General features: G+C 44.6%; 14 protein-coding genes. 4 read left to right on the forward strand and 10 right to left on the reverse strand.

The genetic code is table 11. The features are described 5' to 3' along the window. Window positions 1–129: 129 nt before the first annotated feature. From B4C70_RS12350 to B4C70_RS12365, 4 genes are all read right to left on the reverse strand, one after another. Window positions 130–1341 carry a helicase-related protein gene (locus B4C70_RS12350; RefSeq protein WP_290779849.1) on the reverse strand — a complete coding sequence of 404 codons (1212 nt, stop codon included), beginning with the start codon at window positions 1339–1341 and terminating at the stop codon, window positions 130–132. A gap of 183 nt (window positions 1342–1524) precedes the next feature. After that, the gene (locus B4C70_RS12355) at window positions 1525–2367 is read right to left on the reverse strand and encodes a DegV family protein (protein ID WP_023469297.1); all 843 of its coding nucleotides are present in this window, start codon (window positions 2365–2367) and stop codon (window positions 1525–1527) included. Between the two features lie 130 nt (window positions 2368–2497). Then, a complete protein-coding gene (locus B4C70_RS12360) occupies window positions 2498–3193 on the reverse strand; it encodes a response regulator (protein ID WP_023469298.1) in 696 nt (231 codons plus the stop codon). Next, on the reverse strand, window positions 3190–4362 hold the full coding sequence (locus B4C70_RS12365; protein WP_290779854.1) for a sensor histidine kinase: 1173 nt from the start codon (window positions 4360–4362) through the stop codon (window positions 3190–3192). Before B4C70_RS12365 ends, B4C70_RS12360 begins: the two co-directional genes overlap by 4 nt. A gap of 97 nt (window positions 4363–4459) precedes the next feature. Here B4C70_RS12365 and B4C70_RS12370 point away from each other — a divergent pair, with 97 nt between their 5' ends. From B4C70_RS12370 to B4C70_RS12380, 3 genes are all read left to right on the forward strand, one after another. Continuing rightward, the gene (locus tag B4C70_RS12370; RefSeq protein WP_023469300.1) at window positions 4460–5101 is read left to right on the forward strand and encodes a YigZ family protein; all 642 of its coding nucleotides are present in this window, start codon (window positions 4460–4462) and stop codon (window positions 5099–5101) included. Between the two features lie 67 nt (window positions 5102–5168). Continuing rightward, window positions 5169–6200 (forward strand): LCP family protein, encoded by a 1032-nt coding sequence (locus tag B4C70_RS12375; protein ID WP_023469301.1) that lies wholly within the window; start codon window positions 5169–5171, stop codon window positions 6198–6200. Then, window positions 6175–6591, forward strand: coding sequence for a GNAT family N-acetyltransferase (locus B4C70_RS12380; RefSeq protein ID WP_290779859.1), 417 nt, complete (start codon window positions 6175–6177; stop codon window positions 6589–6591). Before B4C70_RS12375 ends, B4C70_RS12380 begins: the two co-directional genes overlap by 26 nt. 60 nt (window positions 6592–6651) lie before the next feature. Here the strand turns inward: B4C70_RS12380 and chrA are convergent, their stop codons facing one another. The 6 genes from chrA to B4C70_RS12410 all read right to left on the reverse strand — a co-directional run bounded on the left by chrA (window position 6652) and on the right by B4C70_RS12410 (window position 13937). Beyond that, a complete protein-coding gene (gene chrA, locus B4C70_RS12385; protein WP_290779863.1) occupies window positions 6652–7803 on the reverse strand; it encodes a chromate efflux transporter in 1152 nt (383 codons plus the stop codon). 52 nt (window positions 7804–7855) lie between these two features. Beyond that, complete coding sequence (locus tag B4C70_RS12390) at window positions 7856–8962, reverse strand: DUF418 domain-containing protein (RefSeq protein ID WP_214746811.1); 1107 nt, start codon at window positions 8960–8962, stop codon at window positions 7856–7858. Window positions 8963–9016: 54 nt separating this feature from the next. Further along, the gene (locus B4C70_RS12395) at window positions 9017–10060 is read right to left on the reverse strand and encodes a glycosyltransferase family 4 protein (RefSeq protein ID WP_023469304.1); all 1044 of its coding nucleotides are present in this window, start codon (window positions 10058–10060) and stop codon (window positions 9017–9019) included. A gap of 85 nt (window positions 10061–10145) precedes the next feature. Then, window positions 10146–10955, reverse strand: coding sequence for an SLAP domain-containing protein (locus B4C70_RS12400; protein ID WP_023469305.1), 810 nt, complete (start codon window positions 10953–10955; stop codon window positions 10146–10148). Then, window positions 10948–13323: an accessory Sec system translocase SecA2 gene (gene secA2 / locus B4C70_RS12405; protein ID WP_290779869.1), complete on the reverse strand. Its 2376-nt coding sequence runs from the start codon at window positions 13321–13323 to the stop codon at window positions 10948–10950. Before secA2 ends, B4C70_RS12400 begins: the two co-directional genes overlap by 8 nt. Before the next feature lie 212 nt (window positions 13324–13535). Beyond that, window positions 13536–13937, reverse strand: coding sequence for a hypothetical protein (locus B4C70_RS12410; RefSeq protein WP_023469307.1), 402 nt, complete (start codon window positions 13935–13937; stop codon window positions 13536–13538). Between the two features lie 301 nt (window positions 13938–14238). On the opposite strand from B4C70_RS12410, the gene B4C70_RS12415 reads away from it, so the two are divergent. Then, window positions 14239–15765 (forward strand): N-acetylmuramoyl-L-alanine amidase, encoded by a 1527-nt coding sequence (locus tag B4C70_RS12415; RefSeq protein WP_041255198.1) that lies wholly within the window; start codon window positions 14239–14241, stop codon window positions 15763–15765. Window positions 15766–15810: the final 45 nt, after the last annotated feature.

Here is a 15810-nt window from a genome sequence, read left to right on the forward strand (position 1 = left end):
GTTTGCCACAGTCCACACATCCACCACTTTTTACAAATTTCATTTTACAGGGATTACAAATGTTTTGGCTAGTCCACATATTACTCAGTTCCCAGTTAGGTATAAAGTCATGCTGACAGCATAAACACTTCATGAAGTCGTCCATCGATTCGCTTTTTGAATCTGATGGATGGCATAAAATAGGGCATCCGACCGATCATTGGCGAAAAATGAAATATCCCCGTCCGGGTAAGCCGCATCTCGTCCGACACGACCACTGATTTGAATCAAGGCTTTCGTACTAAACCCTTGATCAGCATCCAGGACGGCCACTTGTACGTTAGAGATCGTCACGCCACGCTCTAAAATCGTCGTCGTGAGCAAAATACCGTTCGTCGTACGAAATGCTTGGATTTTCTCAATGCGGTCCGGATCTTCCGCATGGACGGTCGTCACATCAATACCGACTTCTTTCAATCGTGTTTGCCATGCTTCGAGCGCTGCGATTCGGGGGACGAACACGAGACGCGGTTGCTGTTCATACTGATGCAACCACTCAACGATCGACTGCATCGTAAACGGTGACTTCAATCGTGGAACCGGTAAGGGATGTCCATGATAACGCCGCATTAATCGTACTGTCGGATAGCGACGATGCCACATCGATGGCGTCGCACTTAATAAAATCAACGCTGCTTTTTGCGTCATCGCCCGTTTGACGTATCGATGTAGCGTCCAGTTCATATGAAACGGAAAGGCATCGACTTCATCTAATAAGGCGACATCAAAACAAGACCGGTAATGAATCAGTTGATGTGTCGTGCTGACCGTGATTTCACCTAAGAGAAGACGATCCGCTGATCCACCATATAAAGATACGACGTGAGCAGTCGGAAATGCCTGTTTGATATGATGCGTCAATTCACGGACGACATCCGCACGTGGCGCCGTCACAAGAACACGCTTTCCGTTCGCCAATGCTCTTTCGATACCGGGGAAGAACATCGGTGTCTTTCCTGCTCCACAAACCGCGTGAACTAGCAACCTTCCACCACGGAGAATCGTCTGTTCAATTGTCCGCGCGACAGTCGTTTGAGCAGGTGTCAAACGAACCGGTCGATGCTGAGCGGGGCGTACGGGATCGAGCGGACGGGTATCCGTAATGAGCTGATCACATGTGCGCAACTTCCCATAAGCGATGCATCGTCGACAATAATAGCAACGTTTTCCGCACGTGCAAGGGCCTTTGACCGGAAAGGCTCCACACCGCTGACACGTAAACGTCACGGCTGGAATGAGTTGATGCGTCGACAATCGGGTTTCCATCTGTTTTGCTAAAATCCATCTCCCGCGTATATCCATTGCTTCACTTCCTTCGTTTCCCATTTGCTTCATCTTGACGGACGAATGGGAAAATCGACAACGTATGCTGTATAAGAGATGTATGGATGGAATACGCAGTTTCTCAAAAAATAGTTTTGCTACCTCATATATCTGGACAAGAAAAAACACATTGACGATAGACTCCATCAATGTGTTTTCATCTTATTTTTTGTACCATGTGATACCGATCGCACCCGGTCCGAGGTGTGTACCGATGACAGGACCAAATACACTCATCTCGATTTGCGCATTTGGAAACTTCGTCTGTAAGGACGCAATCTCCTGTTCTGCTTTCGTAGAATCTTCTGCATGAATGACGCCGATCGTATACCCGGTTCCGTCTCCCTCGATATCTTCGTGCATCATCTCTTCGATTCGGTTGACGGCTCGCTTGAACGTTCGAATTTTTTCGAACGGAACGATTTTTCCGTCAACGAAATGAAGAACGGGTTTAATCTTTAAGAACGAACCGACGAATGCTTGCGCGACACTGAGACGACCTCCGCGTTGGAGGTGTTCGAGATCATCCACGACAAAATACGCACGAATGCGTTCTTTTAGTTCCTCTAAATGATGGACGATCGTTTCCGCCGTGGCTCCTGCATCTCGCAAACGAACCGCTTCTTGGACGAGAAACGCTTGCGGCATACAGGAAATACGTGAGTCGATAGGATGGACGTTCACATGATCAATCATCATATTGATCGTGTGCAACGCTTGATATGTCCCACTGATCCCGCTTGAAAGGGTGATGCCAATGATATCCGTTCCTTCTGGCAGTTGTTCAAACGTCGCAACGAGATCTCCAATATTCGGCTGTGAAGTCGTCGGAAGGCTACCCGTCCGAATCCGTTCATAAAAATCAGCAACCGAGATATCAAATCCTTCCCGATAAGCCTCCCCTTCAAAGATGACGCTAAGCGGTGCGACGTGCACTTGATGTTCTTCACAATACGTTGTTGGCAGATAGGCAGTGCTATCCGTTACGATCACAATCTGACTCATCCGTGATTTCCTCGCTTTTATAGTTCCGTCGTGACGTATACTTTCATACGTCACAATCGTTTATAAGTGTAGCACTTCTGAGTGGATAAAAAAAGGAAGATGGGAGTCCTGCTCCCGTCTTCCTATCCGTTCATACGACGACGACCCATCCACGGCGAATCGCTTCGACGACCGCACCGGTGCGGTCTGGAACGTTCATTTTCCGAAGAATCGAAGATACGTGGTTTTTAACTGTCTTTTCACTGATATATAATGTATCGCTAATCGCACGGTTCGAGAATCCATCTGCCAGTAGCTGCAAAACTTCACATTCACGCCGTGTCAATACGTGCAGTGGTGCTTCAGCCACCTGACGTTCAACGGGTTGTGACGCCATCGTTTGTTTCATCTTCATGAGACGTCTGTATTCCTGAAGTAGATTTGGTGTCACTTTCGGGTGTACATATCCACCTTCACGATAGACGGAACGAATCGCGTTGACGAGTTCATCCGTCGCCATCTCCTTCAATAAATATCCGACGGCTCCCGCTCCTAAGGCGTGCATGACATATGTCTCATCATCATGGATCGATAAGATGATGACCCGAACTTCCGGGTGTACTTCCATTAAACGTTTCGTTGCATCGACACCGTTGACTTGTGGCATATTGATATCCATCAATACGATGTCTGGTTGGTGTGCTTCGACGAGAGGAATGACATCTACGCCGCTCTCTCCTTCCGCTACGACTACGAACTCTTCCTCGAAGTCAAGAATTCGTTTTACTCCCTCACGGAATAACTGATGATCGTCAATGATGACTACTTTCACTTGCTCGTTGTTCACAGTGTTTCCCCTCTCGCTTCGGATTCCTCGATCGGAATCTTTACCTTGATGACCGTCCCGCCCCCAGGGTACGTTTCGACCTCGAATTCTCCATCGATCAATTCAATGCGTTCACGCATCCCGATCAATCCAAACGACTCGTCATGTGAGTCGACGATCGAGTCGAAGTCGAATCCGACTCCGTTATCCTTTACGTGAATGCGAATGGAATGTTGATATTGTTCTATGATAATACGAATGTCCTTTGCATTGGAATGCTTCACGGCATTTTGGACAGCTTCTTGAACGATCCGGAAGACCGCGACCTCATAGGTGGAGTCGATCCGTTCGCCACCACCTAGGTATTTAAATTGAATCTCAATATTCGAAATTTCTTGCATATGTCGTAAATACCGCTCAAGCGTCGGGACGAAACCAAGATCGTCCAACGTCATTGGACGGAGATCATAAATAATGCGACGAATGTCCGCTAATCCGTCTCGAATCGAGACACGAAGACGATGAATTTCCTCAAAAGCAGCTTCTGCTCCATTGTGTTGATGAATTTTTTCAATCAGATCCGCCCGAATTAATACGTGCGCCAATGTCTGCGCTGGACCATCATGCATTTCGCGAGATAACCGCCGTCGTTCGTTTTCAGCAGATTGAAAAACTTTTAAGCCCATTTCCTGTTTTTGCATCGCTTTTTCGTACTTCTCATTCATGACTTGCATATCGTCCGTCAAAAAATTCAAGACAACGGATACACGTCCAATCAGCATATCCGCTCGTTCGATTGTTTCGTCTAACTGAATGAGACGACGTTCCAACTCATCACGCCGCTTCCGGCAATTCATCTCATCCCGTTGATTGATGAACGACTCCAGTTGTAGTGAGTTCGCTGTTTCATAGGCTTTTCGAACATCTTGCTCCGAATAGTTTTCGAAATTTTTGCTGACGATGACTAGTCGTGTCTTGGCATCCTTAATATGACGTTCTAGCCGCTCTGCTTCTTTTATATAATCATGGACACGAACTTTCAAGTCGCGCAATTCTTGCTGGATTTCAGCATATTGCTCTCTCGAATCCTCCGTGATCCGAACGATTTCTTCGCGACTTTCCTCTACGACACCAATGATGTTTTGTACGATATCATTCAACGACAGTCGCTCCTTCATTTCATGCGTCATCGTGACTCCCTCCGGTCCTTACCACTCAAATGGTTGTCTCTCTCTCTGAACGTCGTTATGCTAGAAAGAACTAGTCAACGAGGAGGACATTAATAGTATGACATTATCTCATTATTATACAGTAAAAGAAAACGGTTTCCACGAAATCATTATTCAAAAGTCTCGATTCATTACATATATTTCTCGCATTTCTTCCGAAACAGAGGCACAAGACTTCATTGCGCAGATTAAAAAGAAGCATCATGATGCAAATCATAACTGTTCTGCGTATGTCATCGGGGAACAAAATCAAATCCAAAAAGCGAGTGATGATGGTGAACCTAGCGGAACAGCAGGCGTCCCGATGCTTGAAGTACTGAAAAAAAGAGATTTACGCGATACCGTTGTTGTGGTCACACGTTATTTTGGCGGCATTAAGCTTGGTGGCGGTGGATTAATTCGTGCCTATGGCTCAAGCGTCTCGGAAGCATTGAATGCAATCGGCGTCGTTGAACGGATTCAGCATCAAGTGGTAGAAGTGCACATTGACTATACGTGGCTTGGAAAAATTGAGAATGAACTTCGATCAAGCATTCATCCAATTGATCAGATTCATTATTTGGATCAAGTTCAAGTCGATGTCTTAGTCAAAACGGCAGATGTTCCTACCTTTATTGAATGGATGACAGATCTGACGAATGCGCAAGCCCACTTCCAAGAAGGTGCTTTTCGCTACCTCGAACGTGACATTCTTTCCTGACCTGCTATACTGATTGTAAAGATTCCGAAAGTTTTTTAATAATTCTGTTAAGTAAGGAGTACTTGAAATGGATGAACCGATACGATCACGGTCAAAGAAAAAAAAGAAGCGTTCTTGGTTCAAGCGTCTTGTTTTTTTATTTTTGATCATTTTAGTAACTGGCGGTGCAGCATTCGCTTACGTCGCCAACAAGACTCTTCAAACGGCTAATGAGACAAAAGTCGACTTAGCACGTGGAGACAAGTCAGAAAAACGTGAAGCGGCAGTCGACTTGACGAAGGACCATTTCTCCGTCTTGCTTGTCGGAACGGATGAACGTCCCGGAGACACATCTTCTCGCGCTGATACGATGATCATCGCCACATTCAATAAAACAGATCAAACCGTAGACATGGTCAGCATCCCTCGAGATTCTCTCGTACAAATCCCTTCTGTCGGATATGAAGATAAAATCAACCATTCGTATGCTTATGGAGGAATTGATTCAACGATTGAGACAGTCGAAACGTTGTTTGATATTCCTGTAGACTATTACGCCTCCATCAACTTTAATGGTGTCGTTGCTATCGTCGATGCGCTTGGCGGTATTGATGTCGACGTCAAACTACCGATCGACACACTCGACTCTTCCGATAAACGAAACAGTATCAAACTCGAACCTGGTCAGCAGACACTCAATGGGGAAGAAGCGTTGGCCTACGCCAGAATGCGTTATGAAGACCCTGAGGGTGATATCGGACGTACAAAACGCCAGCAACAAATCGTACAAGCGATTATCGAACAGTCGACTTCCTTCGGTTCGATCACGAAACTCAATGACTTGATGGATGCTACAGGCGATAACTTCAAAACGAATATGTCACTAACGGAAGCCTTCCAGCTACAACCGTTCGTCAAATCACTCGGATCCATTAATCGTATTGATTTAACGGGATCAGATACGAAAATCAATGGCGTCTATTACTATCAAATCGATCCACTTTCACTTGCCGAAGCTAAAACAACATTAAAAGAACAGCTCAATTTACCTGCTGATGACGCTACTGACATGACGACATCAGAAGAGGCGACGGATGATACGACGACTACGATCAACTGATCATGCAGCTTTGCTAGAACTTCAACGTCTTGCTTATCGAATCGAAGCGCGTCTACTGGAAACAGTAGACTTTCCACCTTTATCGGAAACGATCGATGACATCGAAGCGGAGCAACCGAACGGGTTCGTTTATCTTTTGCATGATAACGTAGTCGGTGCGATCACATATGTTGATGGGACGATCACGCGCCTCGTTGTGAATCCGGAATATTTTCGCCAAGGCATCGCCCAATCCTTACTGCACCACCTCCTTCAGCATGATCACGTGAAGCATGTCATGACTGGTGCGCGTAATCTTCCTGCCCTTACGCTCTACGCTCGTTTTGGCTTTACGGAAGTCCAACGTGAGTGGCGCCACGATATCGAACTTGTCTTTTTGACTCGAATTTAAAGCTTCATTAAGCGAAAACAAAGAAGCAGCAGACGCCTGTCTGCTGCTTCTTTGTGCGTTTTAAAAGAATAGGAGTCCGAGAACGGCTCCAATCAACACGATTCGTAACGGCGACTGTTTATAAAAACGAAGTAAACAGAACAAACCGAAGGCAATCAAGAAGTCAAGACCACTCTTGATGCTTGACGTAAAGATTGGATCATAAAGGGCAGCAAGTAAAATACCAACGACTGCAGCATTGACGCCGATCAAGATCCGACCGACCGATTGATTCTTCCGAATACGATCCCAGTACGGTAAAACACCGATGACGAGTAGGAATCCTGGTAGGAAGATCGCGAGCGTCGCAAGAATTCCTCCAGAAACACCAGAAACGATCGTACCGAGATACGTCGAGAACGTAAAGAGTGGTCCCGGTACCGCCTGTGCAGCGGCGTAACCAGCAAGGAACGTATCCGTGTTCATCAATCCAGGTACGAGTGTCTGCTCAAGGAATGGCAAGACGACATGTCCGCCACCAAAGACGAGGGCACCGGCACTGTACATGATACTCGTCAGTTGGACGGTTCCCGTCGCAGATTGCGCGAGAAACGTTGTGACGGCAAGTAAGGCGAAGAATAAGACGAGTGCCGTGATGCTAAGTAGGCGTGGTACGCGAATCGACAAGGACCCACCCGTCTCCGTCTCTTCTTTAAACCAGAAGAACGCAAGAAGACCTGCGAGCAACAAGACACCGACTTGTGCCAGTGGATGTGCGATCAAAAGGACGCCTGCTAGCGCCAGTAGCATCAACGTCATCCGTTTGACGCCTGTCGCAAGTTTCATTCCCATGCCAAGGACGGCGTCAGCAACGATTGCGACAGCGACGAGTTTCAAGCCATGAATGAATCCGGCTTCTGTGACATCGAACTGTGTCGCAAGAATCGCGAACAGAATCAAGGCGATACTCGACGGTAACGTAAAACCGATAAAGGAAATGATCGCCCCTGCTACCCCTCCACGAATCAAACCGATTCCCATTCCGACCTGACTCGAAGCGGGACCGGGAAGGAATTGACAGAGCGCAACTAAGTCAGCATAGGCTTTCTCATCAATCCATTTTTTCCGTTTGACATATTCCTCATAAAAATATCCGAGATGGGCGACCGGACCGCCGAATGATGTCAATCCGAGCTTAAATGATACAAGAAAGATTTCAATTAAACGATGCATGTTTCACCTCCATCCTTCATTCTACAAAAAAGATGTTAAGTTCTTGTGAACTTCAACGGTTTTTCTTTCCATAAGTCCCTTTTCGCCACAATTTCTCCATGGGACCTTGTGGATGAGACTGGAGATATCTGTTTGAAGCAACACCTTGTGCGATCAAAAGCAGGAAAACGAGTAACAGTCCTTGCCATAACGGTGTCGTTCCATGTTGTCCACTGAAGAAGACGAACACGGTAAAGACGACTGTATGCATCAAATAATTCGTCAATGCCATCCGTCCCAGTCCAGCAAACCATTGCATGCGTCCAGCACGAACGAGTAGCGCAACGGCACAAGCATAGGTGATCGCAAGCGTGCGTCCTGAGAGCCAGACGTAAAATAGATTGATGGATCCGTCTGGTACGTCAGCATGCGCCTGTATGATTCCTGCAAATGATGGAAGTGTCAGGAGTAAACTAATTCCAAGCGTCCACCACAGGAAACGATTCGTCGGTGGCGCTGCGCTGAAGCGTTCCATCAAATAGGCTCCGATCAAGAACAGGGATAAAATTTCTGGCCAAATGACACCAGAATTCATGAGGGCTTCCGGTAATTGAAATGTCGCGTGATGTGATAAAAATCCGAGGAGATCGCGCGATGCGACGAACGACTGAAGTGTCTTATCCAGCTCGACGACGGGAGTGTCGCCCAATTGACGAGCCCCAAAGAAAATAAGCAGATAGAGCAAAAGGGCATAGATTTGAAATGCTATCGCAAACAAGAGCTTCGTGATCGGCTTTGTTTTTATAAATAACAATAAGATAAAACCGGTCAACGCATACGTATGTAAAATATCTCCCTGCCAAATACATAAGTGTAGTAGTCCAATGACGAGAAGAATCCCGAGACGTCGTGCAAAAATTGTCTTCGGTAATCCTTTTTGCTGCAAACGCTGGATGAACAGATAAAAACCTGCTCCAAACAAGACACTAAACAGCGTATAGAATTTTGTCTGGATGAAGAGGTCAAACACCAAACGAATCGCTTGATCGACGTCTCCCATCATCGCATTCGGTCGATCGCCAAGAAAACTTGGCATGTTGACAAATAGAATGCCACATAAAGCAAATCCCCTCAAAATATCCAAGTACTGAATGCGTTCATTTTTATTTATTTCTTGCATTTTCTCATCTCCCTTAAAAAAAGACCGCACATTGAGATGAGCGATCTTTTTAAATCATTTCGTTGTAAGACGTTCTAATAGTTTGAGAATCGGTCGATATTTATCCCCTAACAAACCCAATGATTCGACTAAAATATCTAGTACGATCAATAAGATAACGAGAGAAATAAAAGCACCGAGCGAATTCGTTTGCGAAAAGAGGATTGCCGTCATTCCGAACACACCACAAAGTCCATAAATCACTAAAACGGCTTGTCTCATCGTAAATCCTAAATCGAGTAAGCGGTGATGCAAGTGCTCTTTATCGGGTGCGAACGGCGGTCTCCCTTGTAACATACGACGCACGATAGCGAACAGCGTGTCTGAAATCGGAATCCCGAGCAAAATGACTGGTACAGCAAGTGAGAATAAAGTTACATTTTTGAATCCAAGTAGGGAAAGTACGGCCAGCATATATCCAAGATACAGCGAACCCGTGTCTCCCATGAAAATTTTTGCCGGATAAAAATTATGAAACAGAAAACCGAGCGTACTCATAAGCAAGAGGATCGCAACGATCGTCACGTAGACGTTCCCTTGAATCACAGCTAAACTAATTAGCGTCAACAAGACGATACTCGATACGCCAGCAGCTAGTCCGTCTAAACCATCAATCAAATTGACGGCATTCGTGATACCGATGACCCACAGGAAGGTCAATGGCACACTCCACCACCCGAGATACAGCTGTTGATCAAACGGCAAATTGATGAATTCGATTCGAATCCCACCATTTAAAACAATGACTGCCGCTACGATTTGTCCCATTAACTTCAGCCTAGCATTCAGTTGAAAACGATCATCTAACATACCGGTCATGATGATCACGAAACTACCGACTAATATATGAGTCGCATATGGACTCGATGGTTGTAAGATAAAGTATCCGATCATGAATGAGATATAAATCGCAAGCCCACCTAGACGTGGCATGATTCGAACATGTACTTTTCGTGCATCCGGACTATCCACCGCGCCCACTGCAATGGCAAAACGTTTGACAACGGGGGTAATCAGCAATGCAGCGATGAAACAGACAATGGACGCTGTCCATAACATAATAACATCACGCTCCTGCGCGAATTATACCACATTCTTCTTCCAAAAATCGTTCGTTCCCATTCTGTAAACAAAAAGCATAGGCTTATGCTTGTGCGACTCGGAATTGCAACACGTCTTGGTCTTGCCACTCCGTCACGTCTAAGACGACTTTGATTGCAAGGGTCGTTTTAGCTTCGATTGGGGACGTTAACGCTACCTGCAATGTCTGCAAGATTTGTTCCCCGTTCATAAGTTGTAACGGAAGCGTTCCGAGTTGAATCGCCTGTTCATATCCGTTTCGAATCAAAAACAATCCTGTCATCCTATTTTCGTTCTTCTCGTTCCAAACATTCATGACATTGACTTCTTCATTCTTCAACGTCGGGGTTGAATAGAATGTCTGACGTACACGTCGCGCTTCAGCATCAAGGAAGTCCGGTGGAATCTCGAGATCATGCGTCTCTTCTAAACTAAATAAGAGACGAATCTTTTCCGGGAAATTTTCTTCTTCCGTTAAGAAAAGTTCTTCCTCGGAAAAATCAAGCCAACATGGCATACTACTCATCGGTACGAACTCCGGAATATCTTCCGTCGTCAAAACCTTTCTGCCAATCAGACGATTGGCTTCGTCTAACACGAGTAATGGAAGACCATCTACATGAAAACTATTTTCTAATGTATTTCGAAACAACGCGACGATTGAAATCGGCGAGGAGGATAGGTCCACTTGCAGCGCTTCGACGGACAGTTGATTTAACTCCAAGTCTGGCAATTGATTAGCATGGTAACGGAAAAGATATTCATCTTCTTTCTCGATCAACATATCTTCTGTAAAAATCAATCGAGGCTTATACAGTCCTGTATTTTCTGGTGTCTCTGCTTCTAAAATGATTTGTTTTCTGCGATTAAACATCTAACTCCATCTCCTCGATTTCTTCATCTAGCATGATATATTCGGACAATCGTTGTAAGACATAGGCAACGGGATACTCGATTTCAGCAATCGTGTAGTTAAAGATTTCAAAGCCTTCCTTTTCGTACATCCGAACAGGCTGTTCCTGACCGTAACTCCGAAGATGAATGCCTTCTTTTAGCGTATTCATCGTCGTCAAATGTTCTGTCCAGTGCTCTTCGATCGATGCCAATAGCTGATCTCGGATCAGCTCGTCTACCGCAGGATTCTTTAGTTCCTCTATCCATTTTTCACGACGAGCGGAAACAATGTTCACATAATACGCTTTGACCTCTTCCGGCTGTTCTAAATCATCTGGAAGTGGCACTTCGTCGTTTAGTAATTCGTCCATCGCGAACTGGAACTCTTCCTTTGGCCACTCTTCCGGTACGAGTTCTGCAGATAGATAACGATCCACGATACGTTCGACCGTCCGCTCGACCATTGGTAGTACCATATCTTGAATGTCTTCTGCATCGAGTACTTGGTTACGGATCGCATAGATGACAAGACGGTGCTGATGAAGGACGTCATCGAGTTTAACAAGTTCCTCTCGAATCGAATAACCTGTCCCCTCGCATGTTTCTTGCGCATAGCTCAATAATGCTTGTGCTTCTTTTAACGTAACCGGTTCATGCTGACTCGTCTTCACTTTTTTCAAGACTTTCTCGAGTCGATCCTTTGCAAAACGCCGGACGAGGTCATCTTCGAGTGATACGATGAATTGACTTTTACCTGGATCTCCTTGACGTCCTGAACGTCCTCTTAGCTGGTTATCAATCCGAACCGACTCATGACGCTCGGTACCGATGACAAACAACCCACCTGCTTCTTTCGCAATCTCATCCAACGTAATATCTGTCCCTCGTCCTGCCATGTTCGTCGCGATCGTGATGCGTCCGTGTTGTCCGGCTTCACGAATGATGTCAGTTTCTTGGTCGACCGTCTTTGCATTCAGGATTTGATACGGTAACTGATGTGTATCTAAAGCTTCAGCTACGGCAAATGATTGTTCGATGGACGTCGTTCCGATCAATACGGGTTGCCGTCTTGCATGTGCTTCCTTCGTCGCACGCGCCACAGCTTCATATTTCTCCTCTTTCGTTGCGTAAATGATGTCAGAAGAATCTTCACGGAGTTTCGGGCGATTGGTCGGGACTTGTACGACATCCATTCCGTATGTCTTTAGAAGCTCTTGTCGTGAAGTTTGTGCCGTACCTGTCATGCCTGAAACGAGCTCGTACATCCGGAAATAATGTTGGATCGTAACTTGGGCCGTCGTTTTATTTTCTTCCGTAATGTCAATGCCTTCTTTTGCTTCAATGGCTTGATGGAGCCCATCCGACAAACTTCGTCCTTCCATGATGCGTCCTGTAAATAAATCAACCAACTCGATTTTCCCATCTTTTACGATGTAATCAACGTCTCGTTTCATGACGATGTGAGCACGCAAGGCTTGAATCATGTAATGATAAAGTACTTGATGCTCAGCTGCGAAGAGATTATCGATGGCGAAGTTCTCTTCGATGATCGAAATTCCTTTATCCGTAAGCGAAACTGCTTTGATCTCTTCGTCGTATTCGTATGCATCCGTAGGAAACTTTGATACGATCAGCTTCGCGACGGTTTGTAATCCTTCGTGCACCGAGCCCTTACCTGCCATGATGAGTGGTGTTTTCGCTTCGTCGATTAAAATACTATCGACTTCATCGATGATGGCAAAATGATGTTTTCGTTGTACACGGTCTTCCTTCCGATTGACGAGATGATCTCGCAAGTAGTCGAAGCCAAATTCTGTACCGACTCCATATGTAATATCTGCGCCATAGGCCGCACGTTTCTCATCAGGTGACAGATCGGGAACATTTAGTCCGACTGTTAAACCAAGAAAACGGTGAATTTCTCCGATCTGATCCACGTCTCGTCGTGCCAAGTAGTCATTGACGGTGATGACATGAACCCCTTTACCACTTAAGGCTTTTGTAAAACTCGGTAACGATGCGACTAATGTTTTTCCTTCCCCCGTCGCCATTTCTGCGATATGACCGTCTAGTAACGCAAGACCACCAATCAATTGAACATCGTAATGACGCATGCCTAATGTGCGAACACTTGCCTCTCGGACAAGAGCAAATGCCTCCGTCTTCAGTTGATCAATCGTCTCACCGGCTTCGATGCGTTCTTTTAGGTGGATTGTTTGATTTTTTAATTCATCATCCGTCATCGCTTGATAACGACTTTCTAACGCATTGATTTCTTTTACGATTTTCATATAGTTCTTCAGTCGCTTAGACTGTTCGTTGAATGTATTTTTTACGAGTTGAAGCACTGTTTTTCTCCTCTCCCCACGTCCACGTGACGTCAGGTCCGACAATTTTTTCATCTACGTATCCATTATATCAGTTAAAAAATGGAACAGAAGAGATAAAAACCATTTTTAAGAAAATCATTTACTTATTTTAAAAATAAATCTTTATTTTGGAATTCATTCAACAAAAAAAACGCCTTTCTTTAAAAAAGAAACGACGTTTTTTGAAAAAACTACATAAAAATCGGAACTTCTGCCGATGAATCATATGTATAGATTCCACGACCCACTTTTTGAATCGCCGGGTTTGCCTGTTCAACTTTCGCCATAAGCTGATAAATGTTACTGATTTGGTGACGATAACGAAGTTCGAGTTCCATCTGAATATCTCGTGCTGACATCGACTCGCGTTCGCGCATCAAATCACTGATTTGGTGTACGTAAACTTCCAGTGGATATCGCTGATTCACTCTTCGTTGTTTCAATGGACGCTCTAGTGCAACAGAAACTTCCTGTGCATGATCTTGATTCGTTCGACTTAATTCAGCTACTAAGTACTCTGCTCTTCGTTGAAGACGGCGATATTCTTCTTCGATTTCCATCAGCTCTCTGTAAATATGTTCATTCGGATCCATACTTTTTACCTTCTTTCTTGTATTGATGACACAATAATATTTCAATTATGTTTCAATTGTATGTTTTTCGAAAAAATATTACCATTTATTTACCTTTTTGTTATATGATTTCTATGTTATTTTAATTTTTTTGTAATATTGGCAATTTTTTATCTGTTGCTGATTTCCATTTTTATCTTAACAGAAAGGAGCGAACCTAGAACATAAAATTATTGTTTTTAATATATAATTTTAAATCTTTCTTCATTTTGTCATTTTTATATCCTGTTTTACAATACTAAATTTAAAAGGAGAGCACACTATGCCTACTAAAACTTCCGTCTTGATCGCAAGTATTGCTTCGGCCGTACTTTTCACGGTAGCCGCCCCAACACCCGAGGCATCTGCTGCTTCTATCACGAAAGCTACTTATCAAACAACAGATGCATTGAATCTTCGCGCTTCTGCTACTACTTCCTCTAAAAAATTGTTGACGATCCCTAAAGGAAAATCAGTCGTTTCTTCGTATAAAACAGGGAACTGGTACAAAGTCTCTTACAGTTCTAAGACGGGTTATGTCTCGGGAAGTTACTTGAAGAAGAAAGCGGCCGTTAAAGCTAGTACTGTCGGTACATCCTTTACGAAGACGAACTACACGACGACGGATTCGTTGAGCCTTCGTAAGTCTGATTCTGCTGCTTCGACTAAATTATTGACGATTCCTAAAGGAACAACACTTTCCTCTTCTTACAAGAAAGGAAGCTGGTATAAAGTATCTTACAAATCAAAAACCGGTTATGTTGCTGGTTCTTACTTGAAAAAGAAAGCGGTCGTCACAGCAAGTGCTACCGGTACGACATTCGCGAAAACGAACTACATTACGTTGGACGCTTTGAATTTACGTACATCGAATTCTGCTACCTCAGCTAAACTACTAACGATTCCTAAAGGAAAGATCGTTACCTCTTCGTATCGGAAGGATAACTGGTACCAAGTGTCTTACGGTAGTAAAAAAGGCTATGTCTCAGGAAGTTACTTGAAGAAAACGACGTCTTCTTCTGCTTCTTTACCACCTGTCGGATCTGCAGCTGATTATTCAGGTACGACGATGTATGTTCTCGTTCCTTTTAATGATTCATTGACATTACGGTCTGGTGCAAGTTCGATCAGCCCTTCTATCGGTACACTGCCACGTGGTTCCGTTGTTACGGTAACGAATGCTTTACATAAGACAAAAGGATTCGTCGCTGTCAAAACATCTGATGGACGTTATGGATATGTCGAAGCGACGTATCTCTCGCTCTTCCAGCCTTCTATGTCTGCTCGTCCACTCGTCGTCTTAGATCCTGGGCATGGTGGACATGATGTTGGTGCCGCACGATACGGTATTTATGAACGTGATATCGTCATGTCAGTCGCTAAACTCGTAGCCGAGCGCCTATCTAAAACAGTCGATGTGAAGTTGACACGTTATACGAATGATTACTATCCTTCGTTAACAGATCGTAGCGTCATCTCGAACGCCCATAAGACAAACATCTTCGTCAGTATCCATATTAATGCTGCATCTTCAACAAGTGCTTATGGCGCTGAAAACTTCTATTACAGAGGTAATGCATCTGTTGCTCTATCACGAAATCTCCAAAACAATCTTGTTAACTCGATTGGATTACGTGATCGTGGTATTAAATTCGGGAACCTCGCTGTTCTTCGCGGTACGAATGCACCCGCTACATTAACGGAACTTGGTTTCCTATCCAATGCTAATGACCGGGCGAAACTTGTTTCTCCTTCTTATCAGCAACGCTATGCTGATGCAGTAGCAAACGCGATTCTTTCTTCCCTCTAACCAAAAAATAACGCTCAGCCGAATCATGATATGCTCCCCAAAAAG

This window comes from Exiguobacterium sp. UBA5002, assembly GCF_002396765.1.
Lineage (GTDB): Bacteria > Bacillota > Bacilli > Exiguobacteriales > Exiguobacteriaceae > Exiguobacterium_A.